The organism is Kribbella catacumbae DSM 19601 (assembly GCF_000372465.1).
Taxonomy (GTDB): domain Bacteria; phylum Actinomycetota; class Actinomycetes; order Propionibacteriales; family Kribbellaceae; genus Kribbella; species Kribbella catacumbae.
This window is the reverse complement of record NZ_AQUZ01000045.1, coordinates 18,649-45,136: the sequence shown is the minus strand read 5'-3', so window position 1 is coordinate 45,136 and position 26,488 is coordinate 18,649. Positions and strand designations below refer to the sequence as shown.

The 26,488-nt window shown below is 67.4% G+C and carries 23 protein-coding genes; 5 read left to right on the top strand and 18 right to left on the bottom strand.

Annotation, left to right across the window (positions count from 1 at the left end):
• Positions 1–3: 3 nt before the first annotated feature.
• Positions 4–1,746, bottom strand: a complete 1,743-nt coding sequence (locus A3ES_RS0133795) for an L-aspartate oxidase (RefSeq protein ID WP_020391276.1) — start codon at positions 1,744–1,746, stop codon at positions 4–6.
• 161 nt (positions 1,747–1,907) lie between these two features.
• On the opposite strand from A3ES_RS0133795, the gene lexA reads away from it, so the two are divergent.
• A complete protein-coding gene (gene lexA, locus A3ES_RS0133790) occupies positions 1,908–2,567 on the top strand; it encodes a transcriptional repressor LexA (RefSeq protein ID WP_020391275.1) in 660 nt (219 codons plus the stop codon).
• Between the two features lie 385 nt (positions 2,568–2,952).
• Here lexA and A3ES_RS49375 read toward each other — a convergent pair whose 3' ends face one another.
• The 3 genes from A3ES_RS49375 to A3ES_RS0133775 are packed head-to-tail and all read right to left on the bottom strand — an operon-like array spanning position 2,953 to position 4,833.
• Positions 2,953–3,789, bottom strand: coding sequence for a MauE/DoxX family redox-associated membrane protein (locus A3ES_RS49375; protein WP_020391274.1), 837 nt, complete (start codon positions 3,787–3,789; stop codon positions 2,953–2,955).
• Positions 3,790–3,800: 11 nt separating this feature from the next.
• Positions 3,801–4,406, bottom strand: coding sequence for a hypothetical protein (locus tag A3ES_RS0133780; protein WP_020391273.1), 606 nt, complete (start codon positions 4,404–4,406; stop codon positions 3,801–3,803).
• A gap of 13 nt (positions 4,407–4,419) precedes the next feature.
• Complete coding sequence (locus A3ES_RS0133775) at positions 4,420–4,833, bottom strand: RlpA-like double-psi beta-barrel domain-containing protein (RefSeq protein ID WP_020391272.1); 414 nt, start codon at positions 4,831–4,833, stop codon at positions 4,420–4,422.
• A 250-nt stretch (positions 4,834–5,083) separates the two neighbouring features.
• On the opposite strand from A3ES_RS0133775, the gene snpA reads away from it, so the two are divergent.
• Both snpA and A3ES_RS0133765 read left to right on the top strand, forming a co-directional pair.
• Complete coding sequence (gene snpA / locus A3ES_RS0133770; protein ID WP_020391271.1) at positions 5,084–5,716, top strand: snapalysin; 633 nt, start codon at positions 5,084–5,086, stop codon at positions 5,714–5,716.
• Positions 5,717–5,870: 154 nt separating this feature from the next.
• The gene (locus A3ES_RS0133765) at positions 5,871–6,077 is read left to right on the top strand and encodes an antitoxin (protein ID WP_020391270.1); all 207 of its coding nucleotides are present in this window, start codon (positions 5,871–5,873) and stop codon (positions 6,075–6,077) included.
• Between the two features lie 55 nt (positions 6,078–6,132).
• Here A3ES_RS0133765 and A3ES_RS0133760 read toward each other — a convergent pair whose 3' ends face one another.
• Together A3ES_RS0133760 and A3ES_RS0133755 are read right to left on the bottom strand one after the other, a co-directional pair.
• A complete protein-coding gene (locus A3ES_RS0133760; RefSeq protein WP_020391269.1) occupies positions 6,133–6,792 on the bottom strand; it encodes an HAD family hydrolase in 660 nt (219 codons plus the stop codon).
• Between the two features lie 27 nt (positions 6,793–6,819).
• On the bottom strand, positions 6,820–8,178 hold the full coding sequence (locus A3ES_RS0133755; protein ID WP_020391268.1) for an NAD-dependent succinate-semialdehyde dehydrogenase: 1,359 nt from the start codon (positions 8,176–8,178) through the stop codon (positions 6,820–6,822).
• A gap of 408 nt (positions 8,179–8,586) precedes the next feature.
• Between A3ES_RS0133755 and A3ES_RS0133750 the strand changes: the two genes are divergently transcribed.
• Entirely contained in the window at positions 8,587–10,722 is a 2,136-nt protein-coding gene (locus tag A3ES_RS0133750) for a M6 family metalloprotease domain-containing protein (RefSeq protein WP_020391267.1), read from the top strand.
• Between the two features lie 14 nt (positions 10,723–10,736).
• On the opposite strand, the gene A3ES_RS0133745 is transcribed toward A3ES_RS0133750, so the two are convergent.
• The 4 genes from A3ES_RS0133745 to A3ES_RS49365 are packed head-to-tail and all read right to left on the bottom strand — an operon-like array spanning position 10,737 to position 12,872.
• Positions 10,737–11,225, bottom strand: coding sequence for a MarR family winged helix-turn-helix transcriptional regulator (locus A3ES_RS0133745; RefSeq protein ID WP_020391266.1), 489 nt, complete (start codon positions 11,223–11,225; stop codon positions 10,737–10,739).
• A 40-nt stretch (positions 11,226–11,265) separates the two neighbouring features.
• Positions 11,266–11,706 carry an anthrone oxygenase family protein gene (locus A3ES_RS49370; protein ID WP_020391265.1) on the bottom strand — a complete coding sequence of 147 codons (441 nt, stop codon included), beginning with the start codon at positions 11,704–11,706 and terminating at the stop codon, positions 11,266–11,268.
• Positions 11,706–12,344 carry an NAD(P)-dependent oxidoreductase gene (locus A3ES_RS0133735; RefSeq protein WP_020391264.1) on the bottom strand — a complete coding sequence of 213 codons (639 nt, stop codon included), beginning with the start codon at positions 12,342–12,344 and terminating at the stop codon, positions 11,706–11,708. The genes A3ES_RS49370 and A3ES_RS0133735 overlap by 1 nt, the downstream gene beginning before the upstream one ends.
• A gap of 6 nt (positions 12,345–12,350) precedes the next feature.
• Positions 12,351–12,872, bottom strand: a complete 522-nt coding sequence (locus A3ES_RS49365) for a hypothetical protein (RefSeq protein WP_020391263.1) — start codon at positions 12,870–12,872, stop codon at positions 12,351–12,353.
• Between the two features lie 111 nt (positions 12,873–12,983).
• Here A3ES_RS49365 and A3ES_RS0133725 point away from each other — a divergent pair, with 111 nt between their 5' ends.
• Complete coding sequence (locus tag A3ES_RS0133725; protein WP_020391262.1) at positions 12,984–15,032, top strand: phosphocholine-specific phospholipase C; 2,049 nt, start codon at positions 12,984–12,986, stop codon at positions 15,030–15,032.
• Between the two features lie 35 nt (positions 15,033–15,067).
• Here A3ES_RS0133725 and A3ES_RS0133720 read toward each other — a convergent pair whose 3' ends face one another.
• The 8 genes from A3ES_RS0133720 to A3ES_RS49360 are packed head-to-tail and all read right to left on the bottom strand — an operon-like array spanning position 15,068 to position 26,484.
• On the bottom strand, positions 15,068–17,653 hold the full coding sequence (locus A3ES_RS0133720; protein ID WP_020391261.1) for an ATP-binding protein: 2,586 nt from the start codon (positions 17,651–17,653) through the stop codon (positions 15,068–15,070).
• Entirely contained in the window at positions 17,650–18,966 is a 1,317-nt protein-coding gene (locus A3ES_RS0133715; protein WP_157630889.1) for a DUF6923 family protein, read from the bottom strand. The genes A3ES_RS0133720 and A3ES_RS0133715 overlap by 4 nt, the downstream gene beginning before the upstream one ends.
• A gap of 2 nt (positions 18,967–18,968) precedes the next feature.
• A complete protein-coding gene (locus A3ES_RS0133710) occupies positions 18,969–19,736 on the bottom strand; it encodes a bestrophin-like domain (protein ID WP_020391259.1) in 768 nt (255 codons plus the stop codon).
• Positions 19,733–20,851, bottom strand: a complete 1,119-nt coding sequence (gene ispG, locus A3ES_RS0133705) for a flavodoxin-dependent (E)-4-hydroxy-3-methylbut-2-enyl-diphosphate synthase (protein WP_020391258.1) — start codon at positions 20,849–20,851, stop codon at positions 19,733–19,735. Before ispG ends, A3ES_RS0133710 begins: the two co-directional genes overlap by 4 nt.
• Positions 20,848–21,783: a 4-hydroxy-3-methylbut-2-enyl diphosphate reductase gene (gene ispH, locus A3ES_RS0133700; RefSeq protein ID WP_020391257.1), complete on the bottom strand. Its 936-nt coding sequence runs from the start codon at positions 21,781–21,783 to the stop codon at positions 20,848–20,850. The genes ispG and ispH overlap by 4 nt, the downstream gene beginning before the upstream one ends.
• A gap of 11 nt (positions 21,784–21,794) precedes the next feature.
• The gene (locus A3ES_RS0133695; protein ID WP_020391256.1) at positions 21,795–22,847 is read right to left on the bottom strand and encodes a family 2 encapsulin nanocompartment cargo protein polyprenyl transferase; all 1,053 of its coding nucleotides are present in this window, start codon (positions 22,845–22,847) and stop codon (positions 21,795–21,797) included.
• A gap of 11 nt (positions 22,848–22,858) precedes the next feature.
• Positions 22,859–24,247 carry a family 2B encapsulin nanocompartment shell protein gene (locus A3ES_RS0133690; RefSeq protein ID WP_020391255.1) on the bottom strand — a complete coding sequence of 463 codons (1,389 nt, stop codon included), beginning with the start codon at positions 24,245–24,247 and terminating at the stop codon, positions 22,859–22,861.
• Complete coding sequence (locus tag A3ES_RS49360; protein ID WP_020391254.1) at positions 24,244–26,484, bottom strand: terpene synthase family protein; 2,241 nt, start codon at positions 26,482–26,484, stop codon at positions 24,244–24,246. The genes A3ES_RS0133690 and A3ES_RS49360 overlap by 4 nt, the downstream gene beginning before the upstream one ends.
• Positions 26,485–26,488 lie beyond the last annotated feature (4 nt).

The window sequence follows — 26,488 nt, the reverse complement described above, 5'->3', positions numbered from 1 at the left end:
CTCCTACTCGACCAGTTTGCCGGTGCTGGAGACTTCTCTCATCAGGCTGGCGAGCTCGGCGGGAATCGCTGGGATCTCCTCCTGCTCGACCTGCCCCGGCCCGGACCAGACCAGGTTCACCCGCAGCGATTCGTCCAGCTCGGGATAGTCGGACCGGTTGTGGCAGCCGCGCGTCTCCCGGCGTACCAGGGCCGCGTCGAGCGTCGCGCGGGCGGCCAGCGCCGAAGACTTCAGGTCGAACGCGTGGGCCAGATCCTGGAACCCCGCGATATCCGGATGAACGCCGACGCGCCCCATCCGCTCTTCGAGTTCGGCCAGCTCCGACAACCCTTTGAGTAGGCCTTCCTCGTCGCGGACGACACCGGCGTGCGTCGTCATCGTGTCGCGCAGAACCCGTTGCAGGGCACGCACATTCTCCGGCCCGTCGCTGGCGAGCAACCCGTCGACCTCGGCCCGCGCCTCACCCAGTACGTCGGCCGAGCGCACCTGCGACTGCCGTTCCTTCGAGTACTTCGCGGCCTCCTCCCCCACGATCCGCCCGAACACCAGCAACTCGATCAGCGAGTTCCCGCCGAGCCGGTTAGCGCCGTGCAGACCACTGGCCGCTTCGCCGATCGCGTACAGCCCGTCGACACCGGTCCCGTGATCGTCAGGCCGCACCCACACGCCGCCCATCGAGTAGTGCGCGGTCGGTGCGATCTCGATCGGCTGCTGGGTGATGTCGAGCATTTGGAGTTCGAGCAGCGTCTGGTAGACGCGCGGGAGCCGGCGCATGATCGTCTCGCGCGGCAGGTGCGAGACGTCGAGCCAGACGCCGCCTTTCGGCGTACCGCGGCCTTCCTTGATCTCCGTGTACGCCGCCAGCGCGACCCGGTCCCGCGTCGACAACTCCATCCGCTCCGGGTCGTAGCGGGCCATGAACCGCTCACCCAGGTTGTTGCGCAGCTGTCCGCCCTCGCCACGCGCCGCCTCCGACACCAGCGTGCCGGCCGCATTCTCCGGCTCGATCAGCCCGGACGGGTGGAACTGGACGAGTTCGGGATCGCGGATCCGCCCGCCGGCCTCGACCGCGAGCCGGAAGGAGTCGCCGGTGTTCTCGTCCCGCCGCGACGACGTACGGCGCCAGATCCGGGTGTGGCCGCCGGCCGCCAGAACGACGGCGTCCGCGTGGATCACGTACCGCGTGCCGTCGTTCAGGTCGAAGCCGTAGGCACCGAACACGGTGTTGTCCTGGACCAGGATGTGGCTGATGTACACCGTGTCGAGGACCGGCACCTTCAGCTGCAGCGCCCGGTTGATCAGCGTGCGCTGGATCTCCAGCCCGGTGTAGTCACCGGCGAAGGCCGTCCGCCGGTAGGTGTGCGCGCCGAAGAACCGCTGCGAGATGCGCCCGTCGGTTTCCCGCGCGAACGGCATCCCGTACCGCTCCAGGTCGTCGATGCCACGCCTGGCGCCCTCGGCCACGATCTGCACCGTGACCGGGTTCGCCAGCAGGTAGCTCTCCTTCAGGGTGTCGGCCGCATGCTGCTGCCAACTGTCCTCCGGATCCATCGTGGCCAGCGCGGCGTTGATCCCACCGGCCGCCAGCGAGGTGTGCGCGTCGGCCCGCGGACGCTTGCCCACGGCAAGCACTTCCACCCCTTGCTCGGCCAGCTCGATCGAGGCACGCAACCCCGCTCCCCCGGTACCTATCACCAGAACCGAGGTAGCAAGCTGATGCTCAGCGGGACCACTGCCGATAGCCATCCAGATCTCCTTTGACCGGTTGGGTGTCAGGTGTTCCTTGTCATCATGGTCGCGGCCGGCCTTGGTTGTCCGTCATCGAGATCACTTCGGCTCTGTGACCTGCGACGCCAGCCCTCCAGAGATGACAGAACAGCCGGCCGGGCTGTGACAGAATCCGGTCGGTGACCTACGACGACCTTGACCCCTTCGAGCAGTTGAACGCTTCGAGTCTTCCGGTGCGGCAGCAGAAGATTCTGGTGGCGATCCGGGAATGGGTGGGCCGGCACGGGTACTCGCCGAGTACACGGCAACTCGGGGACGCGGTGGGGCTGCGGTCGTCTTCGACGGTGTCGAAGCACCTGGCCGCGCTCGAGGAGAAGGGCTTCCTCAGCAGGAGTCAGTCGATGTCGCGGCCGATCGACGTCCGGATGTTCCTGCAGGACGGCCGGCCGCAGGCGCCCGCCGACGACTCGGTCTCCGTCCCGGTGGTCGGCGACATCGCGGCCGGTACGCCGATCTCGGCGATCGAGCACCTCGACGACACCCTCAAGCTGCCCCGCGAACTGACCGGCCGAGGCACCATCTTCGCCCTGCGGGTGCGCGGTGACTCGATGATCGACGCCGCGATCTGCGACGGCGACATGGTCGTGATCCGGCAGCAGACCGAGGCGCACTCCGGCCAGATCGTCGCCGCGATGATCGACGAGGAAGCGACCGTCAAGGTCTACCGCCGCCGCAACGGCCACGTGTACCTCGAGCCGCGCAACGAGGCGTACGAGGTCATCGACGGCGACAACGCGGTCATCCTCGGCATCGTCGTCTCGGTCCTGCGCAGCGTCTGACAAACAACCTCCCACCCCTTCGGCGCCGCTCGGCACCTCAACCGAGACAGGTAATCCCAAAAGCCGGTTGGCTAGGTGGAGCATCACTTCGTCAAGGCCCCCTGGGCAAACCACCCTCCCCGAACCGCTTAACCACCTGGCGTTGGGGTTAACCCCCTCAAGGACGGTTCGCCCATTGGCCTACCAAGGGGCGAACCCCGCGAAGCGGAGTTAACCCCACGCTGCGTACCGACGGGGCGACTACCCGGTGCTCAAGGTGGTGGCTTGGGTCGATGAGCGTACGACCGTGGGCACCGGGTAGGCGGATATCCGGGCTTGGGCTGACTGGCCCGTGCTCAAGGTCGCAGCTCGGGGCGATCGCGCGATGCGCTGCCCACCCGTGCGGTCAGGCCAGCACTGGCAGCAGTGAAGGCCGGTAGACCGTTTCGCCGTTCTCGTCGTCCACGATCGCTACCCGGATCTCATCCGGCTCATAGCGCAGTCGCGGTACTGCGAAGACGGCCGTCGCCGGGCGGTCGTCGTACGTGGCCGTGTAGCTGACGAACCGCCACTCCCCTTCATCCCAGTGGTCGCGGATGTCGGATCGCAGCAGGCTGTTCACCGCCCGATAGGCACCACTACGCAACAACTGGTGTTGCGTCGTGGCCAGCGGTACGTCGTACGCGGCAGTGGCTGCCAATGGGTGCGTGAGCCTGACCTTGAGCCGTCGCAAGGGCAGTAGCCAGTGTCTGTCGAGTTCGGACGACAAGGCAACGAACAGCATCACCTCCACCAGCACCACCGCAATGGCGGCCCCACCCGGCGCCGACCACCACCCGACGTCAGCCGTCGACGCCAGTACTGCGGCAGCCAGCAACAGCCCGGCCCGACCGAACGTCCGCCACGTCACTGGCGCAGTCGCCGAACCTGCACAACCGCAGGACGAGTCCGGCGACGCGACTCGCGAATAGGTCAGGTAGCCGAGAAAGCCTACTGACAAAGCGATTGCGGCCAAACTCTCCATCATCCAGAGTGGAGGCAGCAGGAGCGCGGCGCCGATCAGCAGCTCGACACCACCCACCGCACGGAACGCCGGCTCGGCCCGCTTTTCGCCGACGAACTTCTTGAGGGCAGTCCGCCGGGCCCTGGCACCAACCAGAGGCCCCACGAGCTTGCCGTACGAGGACCAGACCAGCAGCGCGCCGATCACCAGCGCCTGCAGGGCCGCTACTTGTCCCATCATCGGCGGACCTCCTAGGCCGCCGCGTAGATGGTGGCGACGTCGATCTCGTTGGTGTCCGGCCGCCAGGCGCCGATCACCTGCGCATGCTTGCCGACCTTGACCATCGACAGGTCGGACACGGCCGGCTTCCCGTTGTAGACCGCCGCGCTGGTGCCGGGAACGACATGGCCGACGATCCTCGAACCGCTGTGGTCGAGGTACAGGACGTTCTTCCCGATCGCGGTGACGTGCACCTTCAGGTTCACGATGTTCACCCAGATCGACTCGGCGGCGAGCGTGCCGTCGGGCATCAGCACGCCGCGCGCGTACAGGCCGTCGCCGACCTTGACCTGGTCGAGTGTGGTCGGCCGGAGCTTCCAGACGCTGGTACCGCCGGTCAGCCGGATCCGGTGGAACCGGCCGTCCGAGCCGGAGACCAGAATCATGCTGCCGTCCCGGGCGGTTACCCGGCCCTCGGCGAAGTTCGGGTCGGGCGCGCCGGGCTCGGGGCTCTGCGAGCGGGCGGCGAAAGCCGTTTCGGGAGCCAATGAACCCATCGCGGTCGCGCCCACGAGGGTCGCGGTGGTGCCGAGGACGGCGCTGGTGAGCAGGGTGCGGCGGTCGAGTGTGTTCGTCATCAGTCAGTCCCCCTCAGCCGGCTTCTACGTTGCACGGGATGAGTCCGGCGTTCAGACTCCCGATCGCACTGAACGCCGCCGGGGTCAGATCGATCACCCGGTTGGAGGCGCAAGTGCCGCCGCAGCAGGCTCGCTCGCCGCAGAACAGATCGGTCTGCGGTCCGCAGTCCGCGATCGTGGTGACCACTCGTGCGCCGTTGCACAGGTTGGTGGTGGCGTGCCTGAAGCCGCAGGTACGCCGGGAGACGCCGGTGATCCCACACCGGTCCGGACGGGTGATCGCGTAGCAGGCGTCGGACGTGTTGGTCCAAGCGTGCTGCCAACTCCCCGAGTTGCAGGTACCGCAGGCGCCGTGCCCGGCGGTTCCACAGGGTCCCCATGCGTTGCCGCAACAGAACCATGAGACTTCTCCACGCAGTCCAGCCATAACTCCTCCTAGGTCAAGGGGCGGTTCGACCCATTCGTCACCCTTATACCTCGCAGAGAGTGGGATATATACAACTCACGGTGATAGTTGGTAACTTTTCACCGAGAGTAAGGAGCCAGGGAGCGAAGGTTAACCCCTGTGTATTTGCTGTCCTGGTGCGGAAAACCCAGGCCGGTGCCAGCATCCTTTTCAGTTGCGAACAGTGAGGCACTGATCGCTTTCCGCCACCGCCCAGGGAGTGAGGCTCCGCATGTCCCGAGTTCTGCCTGCCCTCGCAGGAATCGCCGCAGCAGTTGCACTGGCCGTCCCCGCAGCATCCGCCGGCACGGCGGCCGCAGTACCGGCTCCCGCCACCGAGTCCGGTACTTCGTTCGTCTCCACCTACACCGGCTCGCCGCAAGACGAGGCCGCGACCAAGGCCTTCTACCAAGCCGTGATGAAGTCCGCCGAGGCCAAGCGGGCCAAGGCCGGCAACCCGTTGGCCGCCGTCACGGTCGTCTACAGCGCCAGCCGGGCGCCGAGTTTCGCGACCCAGATCTCCCGCAGTACGCAGATCTGGAACAACGCGACCAACAACGTGACGCTGGTCCAGGGCAGCAACTACGACTTCTACTACCGCGAAGGCAACAGCTCGCGCGGGTCGTACGCCTCCACGGACGGCCACGGGCGCGGCTACATCTTCATCGACTACCGCCAGGCCCAGGTGTACGACTCCACCCGGATCACCGCCCACGAAACCGGCCACGTGCTCGGACTCCCCGACCACTACTCCGGTCCGTGCAGCGAACTGATGTCGGGCGGCGGCCCCGGCCCGTCCTGCACCAACCCGTACCCGAACTCCACCGAATCCAGCCGCGTCGACCGCCTCTGGGCGAACGGCTGACGGGTCGCTCGAACCTCCCGGAGGTAGCCGTTGCGTTTGGCAACCTCCGGGAGGGGCACATGGCCCGGGTACGGAGCGTCAGCGGAACGCCGCCGCCCTGCGGAGGGGGCGCTGGCCGCGAGACGCTCGACTCCGATGAAAGGACGACGGCGACATGGGTGTCTTCGACAGTTTCAAGGACAAGGCGACCGACGCGGTCGACGACCACGGCGACAAGGTCAGCGAGGGCCTCGACAAGGCCGGCGGCATGATCGACGAGAAGACCGGCGGCGAGCACTCCGAGAAGATCGACCAGGGCATGGACCAGGCAAAAGACCGCCTCGACTCCCTAGACGGCCAGGACGACGACATCAACAGCTGAATTCCTGCTGGAACGGGCCGCGAGCACTCCGCTCGCGGCCCGTTCGTCGTTCCAGTCAGGCTGGTACGACGTACTGCATGGCCTCGGTGATTGTGGCTGCTACTGGGGTGCCGGTGGCTTCGAGGGAATGGCGGGTCATGGCGCCGGTCGCTACGAGGATGCAGGGGGCGCCGATGGCGGTGGCGGCGAGAGCGTCGTCTACTACGTCTCCGATGATGACGACGTCGGACGGGTTGAGGTGTTGGGCCTCTAGGTGGCGGATGAGGTGGTCGGTTTTGGAGTCGCCGCCCAGGTCGCCGGGGAGGCCGTCGATGCGCTGGAAGAGGTCGGTGAGGTCGTGGCCGGCCACGGTCGGGACTAGGCGGGAGTGGAACCACATCGACAGCAGGGACTGGGTCCGGCCGCCGTCGCGCCACGCCACCAGCTCATCCGGTACGCCGGGCGCCAGGCCGCTCGTGTGCAGCAGCAGGTCGTACCGGTCGTGGTACAGCCGATCGACCCGAGCCCAGTCCTCGTCATTCAGCGGCTGGTCCAGCATCCGCTCGTAACAGGCGCGCACCGGTCGCGAGTAGAACTCCTGCCATTCCTCCCACCGCAACGGCGCCCGCCCGAAGGCTGCGCAGACCTCGTTGACCGCTGCGAGCACGACCGAGTTGTCGTGCAGCAGCGTGCCGTTCCAGTCCCAGACGATATGGGAAGCCCTCACTGTGTTCACGCCGGCAACCCTAACCAGGCGCGACCCTCAGAGCCGGATCGACTTCTTGTTCATGAACTCCTCGATGCCGGCCGGGCCGAGTTCGCGCCCCATGCCGGAGCGCTTGATGCCACCGAACGGCAGGTCGGCCTGAGACCCGCCGGCGCTGTTCATGTAGACCATCCCCGACTCGATCTGGTCCGCGACCTGGCGATTGCGGATCGGGTCGGTACCGAAGACGCTCGCGCCGAGGCCGAACGGCGAGTCGTTCGCGATCGCGATCGCCTCCTCGTCGGTCTCGGCCTTGAAGACGATGACGACCGGCCCGAAGATCTCCTCGTAGTACGCATCCATCTCCGGCGTGACGTCGGTCAGCACGGTCGCTTCGAGGTACGCGCCGGGCTCGATCCGCTGACCCCCGGTGCGCAGCGTCGCACCCTGCCGTACTGCGCGTTCGACCTGCTCGGCTACCTCGTCAGCGGCGGCGATCGACGCCAGCGGGGGCAGCTTGGTCGCCGGGTCGGCCGGGTCGCCGGGGAGGTAGAAGTCGGCGACGCGCTTGGTGAGCTTGTCGACGAACTCGTCGTACAGGTCGGCGAGCACGATCATCCGCTTCGGCGCGTTGCAGGACTGGCCGCAGTTCCGCATCCGGGCGGTCGCGGTGGCCTTGACCGTCTCATCCATGTCGTCGGTGTCGAGCACGATCAGCGGGTCGGACCCGCCGAGCTCCAGCACCGTCTTCTTCAGGTTCTTGCCCGCCTCGGCGGCGACCGAGATGCCGGCCTGCTCGCTGCCGGTCAGCGAGACGCCCTGGATCCGGGGGTCGGCCAGGATCGCCGGGATCTGCCGCGACGACGCGAAGGTGTTGACATAGACGTCGTCCGGTACGCCGGCGTCGCGCAGTACGGACTCGATCGCCGCGGCCGAGCGCGGGCAGATCGAGGCGTGCTTGAGCAGGATCGTGTTGCCCAGGACCAGGTTCGGCGCGACGAAGCGGGCGACCTGGTAGCAGGGAAAGTTCCACGGCATGATGCCGAGCAGCGGGCCGATCGGCCCCTTGGTGATGACCGCCTGGCCGCCCTTGATCGCGACCGGCTCGTCGGCCAGCAGCGCCGGGCCGTTGTCGGCGTAGTAGTTGAAGATGTCGACCACGATGCCGACCTCGCCGCGGCCCTCGTTGATCCGCTTGCCCATCTCCAGGGTCATGATCGCGGCGAGCTCGTCGGCACGCTCGGCGAACAGGACCGCCGCCCGCTTGACGATCGCGGCCCGCTCGGCGACGCTCCGGCGCCGCCAGGCCCGGTACCCACCGTGCACCCGCTCGATCGCCGCCTGCACCTCCTCGGCCGTCGCGTTCGGGACTTCTTCGATCAGTTCGCCCGTCGCCGGGTTCGTGACTGCGTACATGGGGAACGAGCCCTCCGTCCTCTTGGCACTGCGTCTCCGCCAGGCTATCCGCTCGACCACATACTGTATACACTCATCTCATGGTGATCGAGGCCGGGGTACTGGGTCAGCGGAACAGCACCGTCTCGGCCAACGCGCCTGTTGCGCCGCGACGGGGTCCGGCCTGCCGAACCGCCACGCATACACGGCCTCGCACCACCACCCCGACACGCCGGGGTAAGCGCTTGCCGCGGTGAGCGAGGTATGCACAGCGGTCCGTTGCCCTCGGCAACCACTCTGCGGAGGCCACTTCCGCCGCCCCGTGCCGTCTTTTCGGCGAAATCAAGGGAAATCCGGCTGGGCGCACGGGCACCGGATGAGGCATGCTGAAGCACCCGTAGGTTTCCTTCGTCGAATCGGACCCCGCCTGTGTCTGAGCAACGAAAGTTCCGTCTTGCCCTGCGTGCGACCGCACTGCTGGCCGCCGTCTCGATTCCAAGCCTCGCCTTCGCCGCACCCGGCAACGAGACCCGCCCCGCCGCGGCCGCAGTACCGGCGGCCGCGCAGGCCGATCCCGTCCACCCCTGGCAGTTCGACCACTGGCCGCAGCAGCAGCCGTGGCAGGAGCAGGGGTTCGCCGGAAAGCGAGTCGCGCAGCCTGGCTTCGGCACGCCCGTCGACCCTCAGAACTGGGTCAATCCGGACCACATGACGTGGGCCGATTACAAGAAGCCGCCCGGTACCGACTGGGCCGACCCGAGCAAGAAGGGTTCGGTCCGGACGTTCAAGGGCGCGCTCGTGCTCGTCGACTACCCGAACCAGCCGTTCGTCGTCACCCAGCCGAAGGGCTCCACGGTGTTCGGCAACCCGAGTGCCGAGGCGAGCGGCGTACCGCGTGCGCAGGTCGCCGACTTCTACCGCGACTTCCTGAACACGCCCAACGCGCTGAATCGCGGGCACACCATCCACGAGTACTGGATGGAGGACTCTGGCGGCCGGTACGGCGTGGAGCTGACCTCCTTCGGCGCCTATCAGATGCCGGGCAAGTCGCATGAGTATGCGATGGAGTTCCAGGGCGGCACCGCCTGCCCTGCGGGCGACGCCTGCAACAAGAACCTGCGGACCGACGCCCGCGCCGCCTGGGTCGCCGACGTCGGCGCCGAAGTACCGGCAGGGTTCGACTTCATCTTCTACATGAGCGCCGGCCAGGACGAGTCGTCCACCTGGCAGGAGTTCGGGCCGATGAAGTTCCCGACCAAGGAGGACGTCACCGACGCCTTCGGCCCGCCCGACCCGGCGCTGCCGAACTGGTCGCTCACCCGCTACGTCCCTTGGACCTCCTGGGCCTCCGGCTCGACGCTGTGGCCCAACGCGGGCGGCGGCTCGACCACCCAGGCCGAGAGCTCCGGCATGTCGGTCTTCGCGCACGAACTGAGCCACGTGCTCGGCATCGGCGACAACTACAACAACCCGTTCGGCGTACCGCCGCGGCGCGCGTACAGCGGCATCTGGGAAATGCTCAGCCGCGGCACCTTCAACGGCCCCGGCGGTCCACACAGCAGGTGGATGATCCCGGCGACCGGTGGCGCGTCGATGGGTGCGCAACACATGCTGCGCAACAAGATCAAGCTGCAGATGGTCGACGAGCAGAACGTACTGCGCCTGTCGCGTGAGGCGCTCGCCCAGTCGGGTCTGGTCGTCGCCGACGTCACCGCCCGGGCGATCCAGCCGGGCGCCACCGGGTTGTCGGGCGTCAACATCCAGCTCGGCACCGGGGACCTCTCCCCCACCTGCAACGTCACGACGAACCCGATGTGCGATGGCGGTGGGTACAACAACTACACGGTCGAGGTCGTCGACCGGGTCGGCACCGACTCGTTCACCCCCGACGCCGGCGTACTGCTGGCGAAGACCAAGAACCAGGACGCGGCGCCGTTCGAGTGGGTCATCGACGCGAACCCGCAGGACATCGGGATGACCGACTACGTTCTCCCCGACGGTACGAAGGTCCCGATCACGATCGGCGACTACCGCCAGCTCTCCGACGCGCTCTTCCATGCGGGCACCAACTCGGGCAGCGAGTACGAGTATGTCGACCAGGCGAACCGGTTGCACTTCTACGTCACCAACATGCGCCGCAACAGCGAGGGCGAACTCTCCTACACGGTGGCGATCCGCTCGCTCGACGGCGCCGGGCCGCAGAAGCGCGGCGTACGGGTGCTGCCGACCGTCGGCCTCGCGGGTCGTGACGGCGTCAGCACCTGCGACTTCCCGCTGACCAACACCGGCAAGACCGCTCCGCCGCAAGGCACCCACCCGGAGGATGTCGCGAAGTACCTGGACAACGACGTCTACCGCCTGTCCACCAAGATCGTCGGCACGGGCTGGACAGTCAGCCTCCCCAACGCCCTGGCCACCGCCAAGGCCGGCTCGACGATCAAGATCCCTGTCCAGGCCAAGGCCGCCACCAAGGCCGCCCCGGTCGCCAAGGTCACCCTCACCGCAACCTCCGAGAGCGACCCCACCAAGAAGGCCACCACCACCTGCGTGGCTATCGCGAGGTAGCTAAGTGCCGTCGGTCAGGCCTCGGCGAGAGTGCTCGTCGCGGTCTGACCGGCGGCCGTCGTGCGTTGGAGAAAGTCGACCAGGAGTTCCAGGTCGGCCCCGGTGTAGCCGGCCAGGAGCTCGTCCATCTTGGTGTTCATGCCACCGTAGAGCTGGAAGACCTCGGCACTGCGGTCACGGAGCGCGCGAACCGTGACCGCGCGGCGATCGGTGGCGTCGGGATCGCGTTCGCGGGTGATCCAGCCGCCGCGCTGGAGACGGTCGAGGATGCCTGTCATCGTCGCCGGGTGCAACCCGGCCCGTCGAGCCACCGCACTCGGGCTCATCGGCCCGTGCCTGCTGATCAGATCCAGGCAGTCCAGATCGGCGTCCTTGAGCTCGAGACGCGCGCCGACCTGGTGATTGAGCAACGACAACTGATTGCTCAGCTCCCGCAACGAGTCCTTGATCTCGTTCGCCAGCCGCCGCCGGCACCGAGCATCATCAGAAGCTACCGGACTCATAAAATGCGCTCCTCGTGTTGTACGACCTCCGAACAACACCCTACTCAGCAGACCGGCCCCGTACGCCGACAAGCAAGCCGAACGCAACCATCGCCGCAACTGTCCTGCCGAGATGCGCGAGCTGCCACCGATCCCGAACGTCGGCCCAGTCGGCCGGCGGATTCGCCACCACCCAGTCGGCCTGGTCGGAGTTGATCGGGAGGTTGACGACGAGCGTCAGCACGAACACCCCGGCCAGGAGCACCAGCGCCACCATCGCCGGCCCGCGCCTGGCCCGGAGTACCAGCACTGCTGTCGTGATGATTGCCGGAAGCAACGTCACACTCGCGAGGCCGTCCAGCCGGACCAGTTCCACCTGGCGCACCTGGGTGTAGATCTGCGCATCGAAGCGCCGCAAGGACTGCTCGAAGACCAGCACCGTCAGCAGGAACCCGGCGAACAGCCCGGCGAACCAGACGTTGGCGAAGCGGACGAGCCTCATCAGTAAGCGATCCCAACCGGATGGCCGATCGTCGACGGGTCAGTGAGGGTGGAGAGCATGAGGTGGGCGGTGTCTTCGCGGGAGATCGACAGGCCGCGTGGGAGGTTGGCGTCGAGGGCGGTTCGGTAGGTGCCGGTGACCGGCTTGCTGACCAGTTTGGGTGGGCGGACGACGGTCCACTCGATGCCGGTGTTTGCCAGTTCTCGTTCCATCAAAGCGAGATCGGCGTAGGTCTCCTTCAGGAACCAGCTGAAGAACGGGTGGATGAGCCTGCGGTTGACCAGGCTGTCATCGGGTGGCACCGGGCCGACCGGTGCGGCGCTGACACCGACGTATCGGCGTACTCCGGTCTCCCACATCGCCTGCGTGATCGCCCGGGTCGCGGTCGACGTGACCGGTCCGTCCTTGCGCCCTCGCGGGCCGACGCCCGACAGCACGGCCTCTGCTCCATCAACTGCCCCAAGCAACTCTGCCGCGGCCGTCAGCCCAGACACCTTCACCACCTCGAGCGCCGGATGCGTCACCTCGTACTGCGCAGTGGCGCGCACCACCGCGACCACCTTGTGCCCCGCCTCGAGCGCCTGCTCAACCGCCGCCGCCCCGATCCGCCCGGTCGCTCCGAACACCGTGATCCGCATCGTCCCTCACCTTTCCTGAGTACCTCCGACTTGATATCTGAACCGTATCATATGAATTCCATACGACTTAGAACGACCAGCTCGTCGCGGCTCCAGGGTGCCGCTCGCGCCGGGCATGGCGCTCAGATAGTCGGCGATCTGTTCGCCGTCCCACCCATGCGCTTCGCGAAGACCCGCGGCGATCCAGCGCAGGTACGCCGCGCTCGGTGCTGACGGCTTGAGGGTGGCTGCTTCGCCGTTCGTCATGGTCAGCATCGGTACGCCGTCGCGCACCGCCACGCGGGTGATCGTCTCGTAGCGGCCGGGGCCCAGGACGTGGGCTGTCTCGACGGTGTCGACGACCGCGCTGACAGCTCGCGCGAAGTCCCCGCCGGGGATCTCGAGGCTGAGAACGCTCTCCGGGTCGCTCGGATCGCGGCAGCCGGCGTACTCGCGCATCCCGCCGGCAGGGCGGCCGCCGGCCACGTAGCAGCGGAAGCGGTCGATCGCGAGATTGGATCCATAGGCGACGTACCAAACGCTGTTCAAACGTTAACTCCGTCCGTTACGGTTTGAAACCGACAGTTACGCGCAGCTTTTGTCACGATGCTGCCATCTGTTGTTCTCTTTCCCGTTCCGCCCGACGAGGAGAATCCGCCCATGCCAGAACTCAACCGTCGCAGGTTTCTGCAGCTAGCCGGAGGTACCGCCGCCTTCGCAGCGATGTCGAGCAGTATCGAGCAGGCCGCCGCGATCCCGGCGAACCGGCGGCTCGGCAGCATCGAGGATGTCGAGCACATCGTCGTGCTGATGCAGGAGAACCGTTCCTTCGATCACTACTTCGGGTCGCTGAAGGGCGTCCGGGGCTTCGGTGATCCCCGGCCCGTCACGTTGCCGAGCGGCAAGTCCGTCTTCCATCAGTCGAACGGCACAAAGGACATCCTGCCGTTCCACCCGGAGGCCGACGACCTCGGCATGCAGTTCCTCCAAGGGCTGCCCCACAGCTGGCCGGACGGCCACGCGGCCTACAACAACGGCAAGTACGACCGCTGGGTGCCGGCCAAGTCCGCGCCCACGATGGCGTACCTGACCCGCGAGGACATCCCGTTCCACTACGCCCTCGCCGACAAGTTCACCGTCTGCGACGCCTACCACTGCTCCTTCATCGGCGCGACCGACCCGAATCGCTACTACATGTGGACGGGTTACACCGGCAACGACGGTACCGGCGGTGGCCCGGTGCTCGGCAACGACGAGCTCGGCTACGGCTGGACGACGTACCCCGAACGGCTGGAGCAGGCCGGTGTCTCCTGGAAGATCTACCAGGACATCGGCGACGGCCTCGACGGCCCGGGCCACTGGGGCTGGATCGAGGACGCGTACCGCGGCAACTACGGCGACAACTCGCTGTTGTACTTCAACCAGTACCGCAACGCCTCCCCCGGCAACCCGCTCTACGACAAGGCCCGCACCGGCACGAACGCGAAGGCCGGCGACGGCCTGTTCGACCACCTCCGCGCGGACGTCAAGAACGGCAACCTCCCGCAGGTCTCCTGGATCGCGGCACCCGAGGCATTCACCGAGCACTCGAACTTCCCGTCCAACTACGGCGCCTGGTACATCTCGCAGGTCCTCGACGCACTGACCTCGGACCCGGAGGTGTGGAGCAAGACGGCGTTCTTCATCACCTACGACGAGAACGACGGCTTCTTCGACCACATCGTCCCGCCACTCCCGCCGAAGTCGGCGGCCCAAGGCCTGTCCACCGTGGAGGTCGGCCCCGACCTGTACGCCGGCAGCTCGCGGTACACGGCCGGTCCGTACGGTCTCGGCCCGCGCGTGCCGATGATCGTCGTCTCTCCCTGGAGCACCGGCGGCTACAACTGCTCGGAGGTGCTCGACCACACCTCGATCATCCAGTTCATGGAGCGCAGGTTCGGCGTCCACGAGCCCAACATCTCGCCCTGGCGCCGCGCCATCTGCGGCGACCTGACCTCGGCGTTCGATTTCAGCTCCGACGCGAGGCAACCCGGCCAGCTGCCCGACACGTCGGCGTACGAGCCGCCGGACAACGACCGGCACCCGGACTACCGGCCGACTCCGCCCGCGGTCGGCGCCATGCCAGTTCAAGAGAGCGGTTCCCGGCGGACCAGGCCGTTGCCCTACGCACCGTACGTCGACGGCGCCACGCAGGCCGGCAAGTACCAGCTTACGTTTGCCTCTGGCAACGACGCCGGCGGGCAGTTCTGGATCACCTCGCCGATCCGCACCGACGGTCCGTGGACCTACACGACCGAGGCCGGCAAGTCGATCGCCGACACCTGGAACACCGTGTACTCAGGCGGCGTGACCGACCTGACCGTGCACGGCCCGAACGGTTTCCTGCGCACCTTCAAGGGCAAGCCCGACACCGGCCTGGAGGTGACCGCCCGGCACAACGGCAGCACCGGCGACCTCGACTTCACGTTGACGAACGGCAGCGCGAAGGACGTCATCTTCACCCTGACGAACTCGTACGACGGGCGCCCCAAGCGACTCAAGGTGCTCAAGGGCAAGAACGCGCAGTACCGGCTGAGCGTGCATCACAGCAAGCAGTGGTACGACGTGGCGGTGCTCGCCGACACCGACACCGTGTTCCTCCGGCGCTTCGCCGGGCACGTCGAAACGGGTGAGGCGGGCGTCAGCGACCCCGCCATCATCACCGCCTGACTCGCCACGCCCTGGCCTGGCCGTCGTCGGCTGGGTCAGGGCGTGAGCAGGGGTGCGAGGTCGCGCCGGGAACGCACCTCGAGCTTCCGCATCGCGTGCGACAAGTGGTCTTCGACGGTGCTGACCGACAAGGTCAGCTTCGCGGCGATCCGGCTGTTGCTCAGGCCATCGGCCGCCAGGCGGGCCACCTCGAGCTCGCGGGGAGAGAGCGCGTTCCCGTAGCCGCGCCGGCCGCGTTTGGGCCTGATGGCGATCCCGGCTTCCCGCAGTACGTCGCGGCAGCGCCGTGCGTCGCCGCGCGCGCCCATCGCCTCGTAGGCCAAAGCCGTGGCGACAAGCTCAGAAGGCTGTCCTTCCGCGAGTAGCCGCAACCCGCGCCCTTCCGATGCGATGCATTCGTCGTAGGGCCTGCCCAGGGCTCGATACTGCTCAGCGGCAACGCCGAACAGCTCCACCGAATCCTCGACCACAGCACGAACAAGTGAGACCGCAGCCGCAGCAGCGGGTGCCTCTCGCTCAGCCACCGCGGCGGCGAAGTCAGCCGCCAGGCGATGGGAGTCCTCGCCCCGCTCGACCGCACGGGCGATCAAGTCACCGGCCCACGCCCAACCATCCTTGCGGATCACCAGGGCAACGCACTCCCCCAGTGGCGCATCGGCGTACCGGTCCAGCGCGGCGGCCGCGGCGACTCGTACCGGCCATGGCCCGTCGACGGTTGCCTGAAGCACCGATTCGAGCAACTGTTTGCCACCAGCAACATCACCTTGCGCCAACCGTAGTCGTCCGTCGACCAGATCGAGCTCCGCGCGCAGCAACTGCAGACCGGATGCTTCGTCGCGTGCCAGTGCCAACCGGTCGGCCAGTCCCGACCAGTTGCCGGCGGCAAAGTCCAGTCGTGCCCTCGTGGCCGCGATTTCCATTCTGGTAAAAGGGTTCTCGGTCTCCGCCGCGCGATCCAGCAACGCCGTACTGCGTCGATCGTGCCCCAACCACGCCAGCCCGCTCGCGATCTCGACGCCGTCAGCCTCGTCCACCTCACCGAGTGCCAACCGGGTCCGCGCCTGATTACGCCGTACGGCGAGTTGCCCGTCGGCCTCCGGATCGTCGCTGATCAAGAGCAACGCGCGTTCCAGCCAAGCTCGTTGCTCGGCGATCGGCTCAGCCCCCGCGGTCGGCACGGCCAGTGCGGAAAGCGCCCAGGCCACCGACTCCTGATCCTCGCCCAGTTCGCTGATCGCTGCGGTCAACTCGTGACGGGCGGCGCGGAGCTGGCCCGCTTGCTCCTGCAGCAGGCCGAGCGCCAACCGCAGCCGGCCGCGAACCGGGCTGACGACAGCGGACTCGGCCAGCGCGGTCTTCACAGCCGCGATCGCGTCTTCCCACTGCCCTCCCGGTGCCGCCACCTTGGCGAGCTTGACGGCCAGCCGCGCGCGATCACCCCAGGTCAACGCCTCGACCTGCAACATCTCGGTCAACTGCCGAGCCGCGACGGCGTCATCACCGCGGGACTGTGCATGGTCCGCGGCCAGCTCCGCATGGATCATCCAGTCGCCGAGCGATCCGCCGAGCCGCGAGTGCACCGCGATCTGAGCATGGTCCGGAGGCTCGACCGCCGCCAGCGCAGTCGCCGCCCGGCGATGCAACCGCCGTACTTCGTCGGGCGGGATCGTCTCGTAGATCGCGCGACGGGCCAGGGTATGGCGAAGGTCGTAGATACCAGGCCGCGGTTCGCCGAGGAGGCCGCGGGCCAAGCCGGCATCCATCGCGGTGGTCAACTCGCACCCGGTGACGTCGGCGACGGCGCCGAGCAAGATTTCCCGAGCAGGGCTGTCCAGTACTGCGGCCGCGCGGATCACCTCGCGGCAGAAGTCGGGGACCTGCTGCAAGCGGATGGTGAGCGAGGCCCGCAGCGCCACCGGAGCTGGCTTGCCGGCCAGCGCGCGAATGATCGTGGTCGTGTCGATCGCTCCCCTGCCGATCGATTCGTCACGGAGAAGTTCCTCGACCACGAACGGGAGGCCGCCCGTCCGCTCGACCAGTTCGTCGATCAGGGCCGGTGGCAACGATTTCACTCCGAGCAGCTCAGCGGCAAGATCGTGGACCCCGTCCCGGTTGAGCGGCTGAAGCCGTACTTCGGTGGCTCGCACACCGGATGGCACGCAACCGGCGAGAGCGGTGATCTCGCCGGCGTTCTGCGTGCCTTCTTGCCGGTAGGTGCCGATCAGCACCAGCTCGCGCGGCAGCCGGCTGGCCACGAATCGCAAGAGCTGAAGGGTTCCGGAGTCAGCCCAGTGGAGATCCTCGACGACCAGGACGGTTGGACCGGTGCTTGACAGCTGGTCCAGAACGGAGGTGAAGACCGCGTGGCGCGTACCAGAACGCAGTACGGGCTTGCCTAGTGCCTCGATCACGGGCGCCAGCGGGACTTGATCCTCTATTGGGTGACACCGGCCAACCAGCCATCGCGCTGAGTGCGACGACCGAACCTCGTCCAGCAGGCGGCTCTTCCCGACGCCTGCTTCCCCGACTACCAGCACCAGCCCTGGAGCCGTTCGCACCGCTGTTCGCAGTACGCGCAGCTCCTGGTCCATCCCGACCAACTTCACCCGCGACCGGGTCATCGGCGCATCCGGCGTTGGGCGGACATGGCTGCGCCTCCGGCTAGGACTACCAGGAGAGTCGCCAGAGACCAGCGACGGAGGGCGCGGACTGTGTTGTCCATGGGTTCAGGGGTGTCTGCTGTTTGCGGAGCGATGGTAATGACGTCCGGAGAGGGTGGGATCGATCGGGGCGGTGGGGTTGGCGTGGGTGTTGGCGAGGTAGTCGGTGGTGGAGGCAGTGGGACCTCGGCAACGCTGGTGGGCGTGCGGGTGGGAGTTGGCGTAGGGGTGGGCGTCGGCGTTGGAGTCGGGCGCGCCGATGGACGGGGAGTCGGCGTGGGCCTGGGAGTGATGGTCGGCGTCGGCTTCGGAGGTTTGGGAGTGGGGGTGGATGAAGGAGGTGGCGGCGTCGGAGTCGGAGTCGGAGTCGGAGTTGGCGTCGGCGTCGGCGAAGGTGGGGGTGGTGGCGGAGGTGGTGGCGGAGGCGGTGGCGGAGGCGGTGGCGGTGGTGGTGGTGGTGGTGGTGCTTGGTGGAGACAGCCGGCGGCGTCCGAGGAGATGGCGCCGGGCAAGGAGGCGAGCTCGGTCGACGAGCCGTCCAGGGCGATTCGGTAGAGCCGGCTGCGAGACCCGTGACCCGTGCGTACGGCGTACAGGGTGCGGCCCGACATCACCACCGAGCTGAACGAGTCATGCCCGGACACCCCACGCACCGTTGCGACGACTTTCACCTTGCCCCGCAACGGATCGAGGCTGACCACCTTCGCCGAGAGACCGGTCGTGGAGATCCCGTAGAGCAACCCGCTGCCGGGATCCATCGCGAAGTCGTCCACCGACAACGCGGGCAGCAGCGGCGACAGGTGCACCACCTTCACCACGGTCCTGTACGCCGTACTGCGCGGGTCGATGTTCATCGTGTACAGCCGATGCCCGTCGCGCAGGTACAACCGCGACCCCGCCACCGCCCCGGCCGTCGGGTCGGCGACCCCACCGACACCGACCCGTACCGGACCCAGATCGGTGACGGCGCCGCGGCGATCGACAGCCACCAGGTGTGGGCGGCGATGGTACGAGCCGTGCTTGTCACGAGCGGCGATCCCGTAGACCTTGTCCTGCTCCTTCGAGTACCCGGCGGCGTTGATCTGGTAGTCGAGCCGCCCGAGCTCGGTGCTCTTCCCCGACGGCAACTCGATCCGCGCCAGGCGCGACAGCGAGTGGAACCCCGGCGACCGGAACTGCAGGATCGAGCACCCCGCGGCGGCCTCCGCCGAGCCCGCCCCGACCACTGTCGTGAGACAAGCGAGGCCGAAGGCGGCCGACGCACGCAGAATCACCGTCAACCGCCGTGACTCAGCCTGGCCAGTGCGGACACGAACGCGTCCGGGCCGACACTCGCGCCACCGCTGAACGGGTTCTGCAACTGGTAGATCGCGAACATCAGCAGCCCGATCGCCCCCGACAGCATCGACACGATGATCGCGTACGAGTAGAGCCCCGGTCCGCCGAACATGAACATCAGCGCCACCGACATCAGGCTGCCGACCAGGATCGCGAACCAGACGACCCCGCTCACCCCGCTACCGCTCGAGTTCAGCCGTACCTGCCTTGCCTCGTAGACGGTCCAGATCTGGCCGGTCGCGGCGACCCGGCTGTTCTCCTGCCGCTCGGTGGTCGTCTTCGCCCGCTCGACCGTGTCCTGCAAGGTGGACAGCAGCGTCCAGCCCTCGGCCCCGACCGTCCGGCCCGCCTGCATGTCCGGCCACTCCTGTTCGGACACCACCGTCGCGTACTCAGTGGTCAGCTTCTGCACCTTCGACCGGGCCGGCTCGGCCAGCGACTCGCTGGCCCACTGCACCGCGACGAGCGCGTTCGCTTCCTCGTACGTCGTGTCCTGCGCCTTGTCCATCGCGTCGAACAAGGAGATCAGCACGAAGGCCGCGATCACCACGTTCACGCCGCCGACAACGGTGAAGACCTGCCCGGCGACCTCGTTGTTCGCCTCCCGGCCCTCGCGCTGCCGGGCCCGGCGCAGGACTACGGCCAGCACCGCGGTCAACACCATCACCCCGACGATCCAGAACAGCCCGGTCAGAAAAAGATTCATCCGTCCCCCTGCTTGTCCGCCGGCCACTCGTGACTCATCGCCTCTTCGAGCAGCGCCTCGACGATCTGGCTCTCCGGTACGGTCCGGACGATCTCGCCCTTGACGAAGATCTGCCCCTTGCCGTTCCCCGAAGAGACGCCGAGGTCGGCCTCCCGGGCCTCCCCCGGACCGTTGACCACACACCCCATCACCGCCACCCGCAACGGCACCGGAAACCCTTCGAACGCGGCCGTCACCTGCTCGGCGAGCTTGTAGACATCCACCTGCGCGCGGCCGCAGGACGGACAGGAGACGATCTCCAGCCGGCGCGGCCGCAACCCGAGCGACTCGAGGATCCCGATCCCGACCTTGACCTCCTCGACCGGAGGCGCCGACAGCGACACCCGGATCGTGTCCCCGATCCCCTCCGCCAGCAGGACGCCGAACGCGACGGCCGACTTGATCGTCCCCTGGAACAGCGGCCCGGCTTCGGTCACGCCGAGGTGCAACGGATAGTCACACCGCCTCGCCAGTTCGCGATAGGCGGCCATCATCACCAACGGGTCATGGTGTTTCACCGACAACTTCAGATCGGTGAACCCGTGCTCCTCGAACAGCGAGCACTCCCACAGCGCCGACTCCACCAGCGCCGCCGGAGTGGCTTTCCCGTACTTCGCCAGCTGCCGCTGGTCCAGCGATCCCGCATTCACGCCGATCCGAATCGGTACCCCCGCAGCCGATGCCGCCCGCGCGATCTCCGCGATCTTGTCGTCGAACTTCTTGATGTTGCCCGGGTTCACCCGGACCGCCGCACACCCCGCATCGATCGCGGCGAACACATAGCGCGGCTGGAAATGGATGTCGGCAATCACCGGGATACTCGACTTCGAGGCGATCGCCGGCAACGCGTCGGCATCGTCCTGCGACGGCACCGCCACCCGCACGATCTGGCACCCGGCCGCAGTCAGCTCGGCGATCTGCCGCAAGGTGGCTTCGACGTCTGAGGTCGGAGTCGTCGTCATCGACTGCACGGACACCGGCGCCCCACCACCGACCGGCACGCTCCCGACCATCATGGCCCGGGACCTGCGCCGCGGTACCGGTACTTCGGGAAGGCCCAGCTGGATGGCCGTCATGCTCGCCTCACCGCCGACGGCAGGGTGAAGTGGATCGTCTCCCGGGTGATCTCTCGTTCGACCACGTCGACCGGACCGAACTCCCGCAGCCAGTCGATCACTCCGTCCACCAAACGCGGTGGCGCCGACGCGCCGGCCGTCAGCCCGATGACGCGCACCCCGGCAAGCCAGTCGACTTCGACTCCCGACGCGTCATCGATCAGGTACGCCGGGGTGCCGTGCTTGTGGGCGAGTTCTACCAGCCGGCGCGAGTTGGACGAGTTGGTCGAGCCGACCACCAGGACCAGGTCGGACTCCGCCGCGATTGCCGCGAGCGCTTCCTGCCGATTGGTCGTGGCGTAACAGATGTCGGCTTCGGAAGGCCCTCTGAGCCCACGGAACTTGTTGCGCAAGGCATCCAAGATGGCCGTCGTCTCGTCCACCGCCAGCGTGGTCTGGGTCAGGTACGAGACGCGGGTCGGATCCTCGACCTCCAGCCGCGCGACGTCCTCGACGGTCTCCACCAGCAGGGTCTGCTCCAGGGCCTCCCCCATCGTCCCCTCGACCTCTTCATGTCCCGCGTGCCCGATCAGGATCACGGTGTCCCCGCGAGCGGCGTACCGGCGTGCCTCGGCGTGCACCTTGGTGACGAGTGGGCAGGTCGCGTCGATCACGTCCAGACCCCGGCGATCCGCCTCATCACGGACCGCCGGGGATACTCCGTGCGCCGAGAAGACGACGGTGGCCCCGTCCGGTACGGCGTCCAGCTCGTCGACGAAGACGGCGCCGCGGTTCTCCAGATCGGCGACCACATGGGTGTTGTGCACGATCTGCTTGCGCACATAGATCGGATGGCTGCGCTGGGCGAGCAACTGCTCGACCACTTCGATGGCCCGCTCCACACCCGCGCAGAACGAGCGTGGCGAAGCCAGCAGGATGGTGCGTGTCGTCATCGTTCCCCCCTTCAGCGATCACGGCGAGTGGCCAGCCGGGCCAATTGCTCCAATTCGGCCGCGGCCGGTTCGAGCGCACGGGCTGACGCCAGTTCTCCCAGTGCGGAAGTCAGCAACGCGTCGGCCTGCAACTGGCTCTGCTCGCGCGCTCCGGTCGTCTCGATCAGGTCCGCCGCGTACGCCAGTTCGTCGTCGGACAGATCCTCCTTGCGCTGATACAGCGTCGCCAGCTCGCGACCGGCATCAGTGCCCGATGTAAGTGCCGACACCGCGGGCAGCGACTTCTTCCGCCGGCGCAGGTCCGAGTGGACCGGCTTCCCGGTGACCTTGGGGTCTCCCCAGATCCCCAGCAGATCGTCGACGTACTGGTAGGCGAGCCCTAGATCCTCGCCGTACAGCCGCAGGTGGTCGACCTGCTCGGACGTGCCGCCGCCGAAGAGTGCACCGAGTGCCGTCGAGCACCCCAGCAACGCGCCCGTCTTGAGCTGAGCCATCCGGACGCACTCGGACAACACGACATCGTTGCGAGTCTCGAAATGCGAGTCGGCCAGTTGCCCGTCGACCAGCTCCTGCACGGCGGCGCCGAGCATCCTGGACGCTTGGTCCGCCCGATGGTTGCCGCTGTCAACCAGTACTTCGAACGCCAGGCTGAGCAGCGCGTCACCGGCCAGGATCGCCGGGCCCAGACCGAAGACGGACCAGGCCGTGGCACGGTGCCGCCGGGTCAGGTCGCAGTCCATCACATCGTCGTGCAGGAGCGAGAAGTTGTGCACCAGCTCCACCGCTACCGCTGCGGGTACCCCGGCTTCCGCAGTACCGCCGGTGGCTTGAGCAGCTAGCAGAACCAGTGCCGGGCGGAGTGCCTTGCCGCCATCCGCGTGGACTGGAACTCCCTCCTCGTCCTCCCAACCGAAGTGGTAGTTGGTGATCCGTTGGGTTGCCAACGGCATGCTTCCGACGGCCGCCCGCAGAGCCGGTTCGACCTGGTCGCGGCTCCAGGCCAGGAGTTCCTGGGCGGAACGACCGGCACCCGCTGCTTGACTCGCCTCTTGGAGAGTGGACATGACATTGCTCCTCATCCACCGAGTTCGACGTTTTCCAGAACGCCGAGCGCGTCCGGGACGAGCACGGCCACCGAGTGATAGGTGCTGACCAGGTACGAGGTGACGGCCTTGTCGCTGATCCCCATGAAACGGGCGTTCAGGCCGGGCTCGACCTCGTCCGGCAGGCCGGTCTGCCGCAGCCCGACGACACCTTCGTCCTCGAGCCCCGTTCGCAGGACCAGCACCGAGGTGGTGTTGGTGTTCGAGATCGGAATCTTGTTGCAGGGCAGCAGCGGTACTCCGCGCCACGCCTGCACGCGCTTGCCCTCGACCTCGACCGTCTCGGGAAGGATGTGCCGGCGCGTGCACTCCCGGCCGAAGGCCGCGATGGCGCGCGGATGGGCGAGCAGCAACCGCGGCTTGCGGCGCCGGGTCAGCAACTCGTCGAAGTCGTCCGGGGTCGGCGGGCCGGTCCGGGTGTAGATGCACTGCTGGAAGTCCGCGTTGTGCAGCAGGCCGAAGTCCCGGTTGTTGATCAGCTCGGACTCCTGCCGCTCCCGCAGCGCCTCGATGGTCAGCCGGAGCTGCTGCTCGGTCTGATTCATCGGCTGGTTGTAGAGATCCGCGACCCTGGTCTGAACCCGCAGGATCGTCTGCGCCACGCTCAACTCGTACTCGCGGGGCGCCGGGTCGTAGTCCACGAAGGTGCCGGGCAGCTCGTCCTCGCCGGCATGCCCGGACGCGACCTCGATCGCCGCCTCGCCGTTCTTGTTCTGCGCCCGCTGTGGACGCTGCCGGAAGTCGTCCAGCTGCTGCCGCAACGTCTCGGACTGCTCCAGCAGATTGTTGAAGTCGTTGCGGTGAAGCTTCAGCACCGTGCACCGGGTCAGCGCCTTGGCGGTGAACTCCCACAGGTTCTCCGGCGGCTCGGTCAGCAGGCCTTCGCCGAGATAGTCGCCATCGGCAACGGTCCCGAGATCGGTGCCGTCGCCGTACTGGCCGATGCCGATCTTGCTGATCTTGCCGTGGGCAACCAGTACTACGTCGTCGACCCGGCTGCCGAACTCCGCGACGACCTCGCCCGGCTGGTACTCCTGCTGGTAGAACCGGTCCGCCAACGCGGTCAGCACCTCGTCGTCGGCGAAGTCGCGCAGCGGCGGCAGCTCGGTCAGCTCGGCCGGGATCACCCGGACCTCCGCACCCGTGGCCGAGAAGCTCAGCCGGCCGTCACCGACCGCGAAGCTGGTCCGGCGGTTGACCCGGTAGACACCGCCCTGGGTCTCCACCCAGGGCAGCATTTTGAGCAACCACCGTGGCGAGATGCCCTGCATCTGCGGTACGGACTTGGTGGTGCTCGCCAGCTGCCTGGCGGCCTCGGTTCCAAGACTCAGCTGAGGCTTGTCCTGATCGATCGCCGTCACAATGCACCGTCCAATCTCTGCGCACCAACGAGTTGCCTGGGTCTAGGGAGACGCGCGGCCGAGGTACCCAATCCGGAAGGACCACCCAAGACGGCCACCGGCCGGGTGACGGGCTGAGCAGCCCGTTCCAGCAGATCCGCTTCCCGGTAGCGATGGCAGCCGGCATGCCAGGCGAGGATGCCGGACATCCAGTTCTGCAGCTCCTCGGCGTAGCCGGTGAGCGTGCGCCGGACGTCGTCGTCGAGACCGAAGTCGGTGAACAGCGTCGGCAGGTCGACCGCCACCAACTGCTCGAACTGCTCCATCCGCGCCGTCATCAGGTCGTTCACCAGCCCGAGCGCCTGGTCCCGGTCGCAGCCGAGGAAGTTCTGCACGACCATCACCGCGTTGTGGAACTCGCCCTCGAACTGGATCTCCTTCTGGTACGAGAAGACGTCGTTCAGCAGGGCGGCATAGTCGGCGGCGGCATTCTCCATCGCCCGGATCGGCCGGGACCGGTAGATCTCCGGCGGCACCGTGCGACCGTGCCCGATCCGGCACAGGCTCATCGTGAGGTCCGACCCGAAGGTCCGCCGGCGCATCTCGATGTAGTCGACCGGATCGGGGATCCGGTTCTGGAACTGGTTGGCCAGCTCCCACAGCCAGCTCTGCGTCATCGTGTCGACGGCCGCCTTGAAGTCCCGGCGATGATCTAGGGACATCGGGCCGGCCGTCCTGATCCACAGATCGGCCAGACTCCGCTCCAGCGCCGTGACCGGAACCAGCGTCGCCGGCCCGTCGACGGGCATGAGCTCGGACAACCTCTTGGTGGTCGCCTTCGCCCCGGCCATGTCCCGGGTCCGGCCGAAGACGACCGGGTAGTAGTCGTCGGCGTACGTCCCCCAGGCCAGCCAGTCCGAAGACAGGTTCAGCGCTTCAAGAGTTGCGTCGGGATGGAGTCCCGACGCACACAAGGGGAGATCGTTTGCTTCCAGCGCGCGGGCATCCCAGACAGTGCCGTCGAGCATGCCCATCTGCGCGCACCACTCCCGCACGTGAGCCCGCGAGTCGTCGAGATGCGGGCTGCTCTTGGCGGAGTACGGCATGTAGATGTCCGGCAGCGGGGTCTCCCCCACTGGCTGGTGTGGCACGAAGCTGTGGCTCCTGATCCGCAGTGGCGCCGTTGCCACCAAGGACGAGAGGATGCGCGCGGCAGATGTACCGAGGCCGGTTGGTCCTCCGAGTGCTGCTTTGCCACCGTTGTTCATGTAGCGGCTGGACCGCAGGTGCCACTCATGACCGCCGGATTGCCAGTCCTGCAGGCCTTTCACGTAGTTCAGTACGTCGAGTTGGCCTTGCGGGTCGACCTGGTGTTCCGCCAGCAACGGCGGGATCTCGGTGACCGCGGTGTTCTCGAACTGGTGCAGACGCGAGGTGAGGATGTCGTTGACCCGCTCAGCGGCCTCCTGCGGGCTGCACCCGAGAAAGCGCTCTACGACGAGTACGCCGTTGTTGACCTCGCCCTCGGTCTCCACCTCGCGCTGGTAGGAGAACAGGTCGTTGCGCAGATGGACACTGTCGGAGAACGTGTCGCTGAGCACCTGCATCGGGCGCGTCCCGGCGATCGCGGTCGGCACCTCCGCGTTGACGGCGTACTCGACCAGGTTCGCCGACCACGGCGCACCGCCGACCTTGCGACGCATCTCGACGTACTCGATCGGATTGGCGATGCGGCCGGCGCTGATGTTGGTCAGCTCCCACAACGACTCGGCGAGCAGCGCCTCGGTGGTACCGATGAACCGCCGCCGCCAGCCAGGTGACATCGACGGCACGGTGCGGTTCCACAGATCCACGAGACCGCGTTCCACCGGGTTCTGCGGGATTTCCGTGATCGGGCCTTCGACCGGCATGAACAGGGGCAGCCGATCCAGGTACGCCTTCGCGCCGGCCATGTCCTGCGTCTTCTTGAACAGCTCGAGGAAGTGATCGTCGAAGTAGAAGACCCAGACATACCAGTCCGTCACCAGATCAAGCGCCGGACCGGTGGCGTCAGGATGCGTGTAGGAGCACAGCAGCGCGTAGTCGTGGGAGTCGAAGTCGTGCTCGTCCCAGATCTCCTTGCCCTGCTGGGGAACGCCGATCATGTCGAACTCATAGGCCCAGGCCTTGCTGTGCGCCCGGGCTCCCTCCAGGTTCGGGTTGATCCTGGCCGGGTAGGGCACATAGAAGTCGGGCAGCTGGTAGGGCTGCTGCGCCACGGGG

Bases quoted from the DNA above. Each gene is read 5' to 3' on its own strand.
- A3ES_RS0133795 (WP_020391276.1), bottom strand. From the start codon at position 1,746: ATGGCTATCGGCAGTGGTCCCGCTGAGCATCAGCTTGCTACCTCGGTT.
- A3ES_RS49375 (WP_020391274.1), bottom strand. From the start codon at position 3,789: ATGATGGGACAAGTAGCGGCCCTGCAGGCGCTGGTGATCGGCGCGCTG.
- A3ES_RS0133780 (WP_020391273.1), bottom strand. From the start codon at position 4,406: ATGACGAACACACTCGACCGCCGCACCCTGCTCACCAGCGCCGTCCTC.
- A3ES_RS0133775 (WP_020391272.1), bottom strand. From the start codon at position 4,833: ATGGCTGGACTGCGTGGAGAAGTCTCATGGTTCTGTTGCGGCAACGCA.
- snpA (WP_020391271.1), top strand. From the start codon at position 5,084: ATGTCCCGAGTTCTGCCTGCCCTCGCAGGAATCGCCGCAGCAGTTGCA.
- A3ES_RS0133765 (WP_020391270.1), top strand. From the start codon at position 5,871: ATGGGTGTCTTCGACAGTTTCAAGGACAAGGCGACCGACGCGGTCGAC.
- A3ES_RS0133755 (WP_020391268.1), bottom strand. From the start codon at position 8,178: ATGTACGCAGTCACGAACCCGGCGACGGGCGAACTGATCGAAGAAGTC.
- A3ES_RS0133745 (WP_020391266.1), bottom strand. From the start codon at position 11,225: ATGAGTCCGGTAGCTTCTGATGATGCTCGGTGCCGGCGGCGGCTGGCG.
- A3ES_RS49370 (WP_020391265.1), bottom strand. From the start codon at position 11,706: ATGAGGCTCGTCCGCTTCGCCAACGTCTGGTTCGCCGGGCTGTTCGCC.
- A3ES_RS0133735 (WP_020391264.1), bottom strand. From the start codon at position 12,344: ATGCGGATCACGGTGTTCGGAGCGACCGGGCGGATCGGGGCGGCGGCG.
- A3ES_RS0133725 (WP_020391262.1), top strand. From the start codon at position 12,984: ATGCCAGAACTCAACCGTCGCAGGTTTCTGCAGCTAGCCGGAGGTACC.
- A3ES_RS0133720 (WP_020391261.1), bottom strand. From the start codon at position 17,653: ATGACCCGGTCGCGGGTGAAGTTGGTCGGGATGGACCAGGAGCTGCGC.
- A3ES_RS0133710 (WP_020391259.1), bottom strand. From the start codon at position 19,736: ATGAATCTTTTTCTGACCGGGCTGTTCTGGATCGTCGGGGTGATGGTG.
- ispG (WP_020391258.1), bottom strand. From the start codon at position 20,851: ATGACGGCCATCCAGCTGGGCCTTCCCGAAGTACCGGTACCGCGGCGC.
- ispH (WP_020391257.1), bottom strand. From the start codon at position 21,783: ATGACGACACGCACCATCCTGCTGGCTTCGCCACGCTCGTTCTGCGCG.
- A3ES_RS0133695 (WP_020391256.1), bottom strand. From the start codon at position 22,847: ATGTCCACTCTCCAAGAGGCGAGTCAAGCAGCGGGTGCCGGTCGTTCC.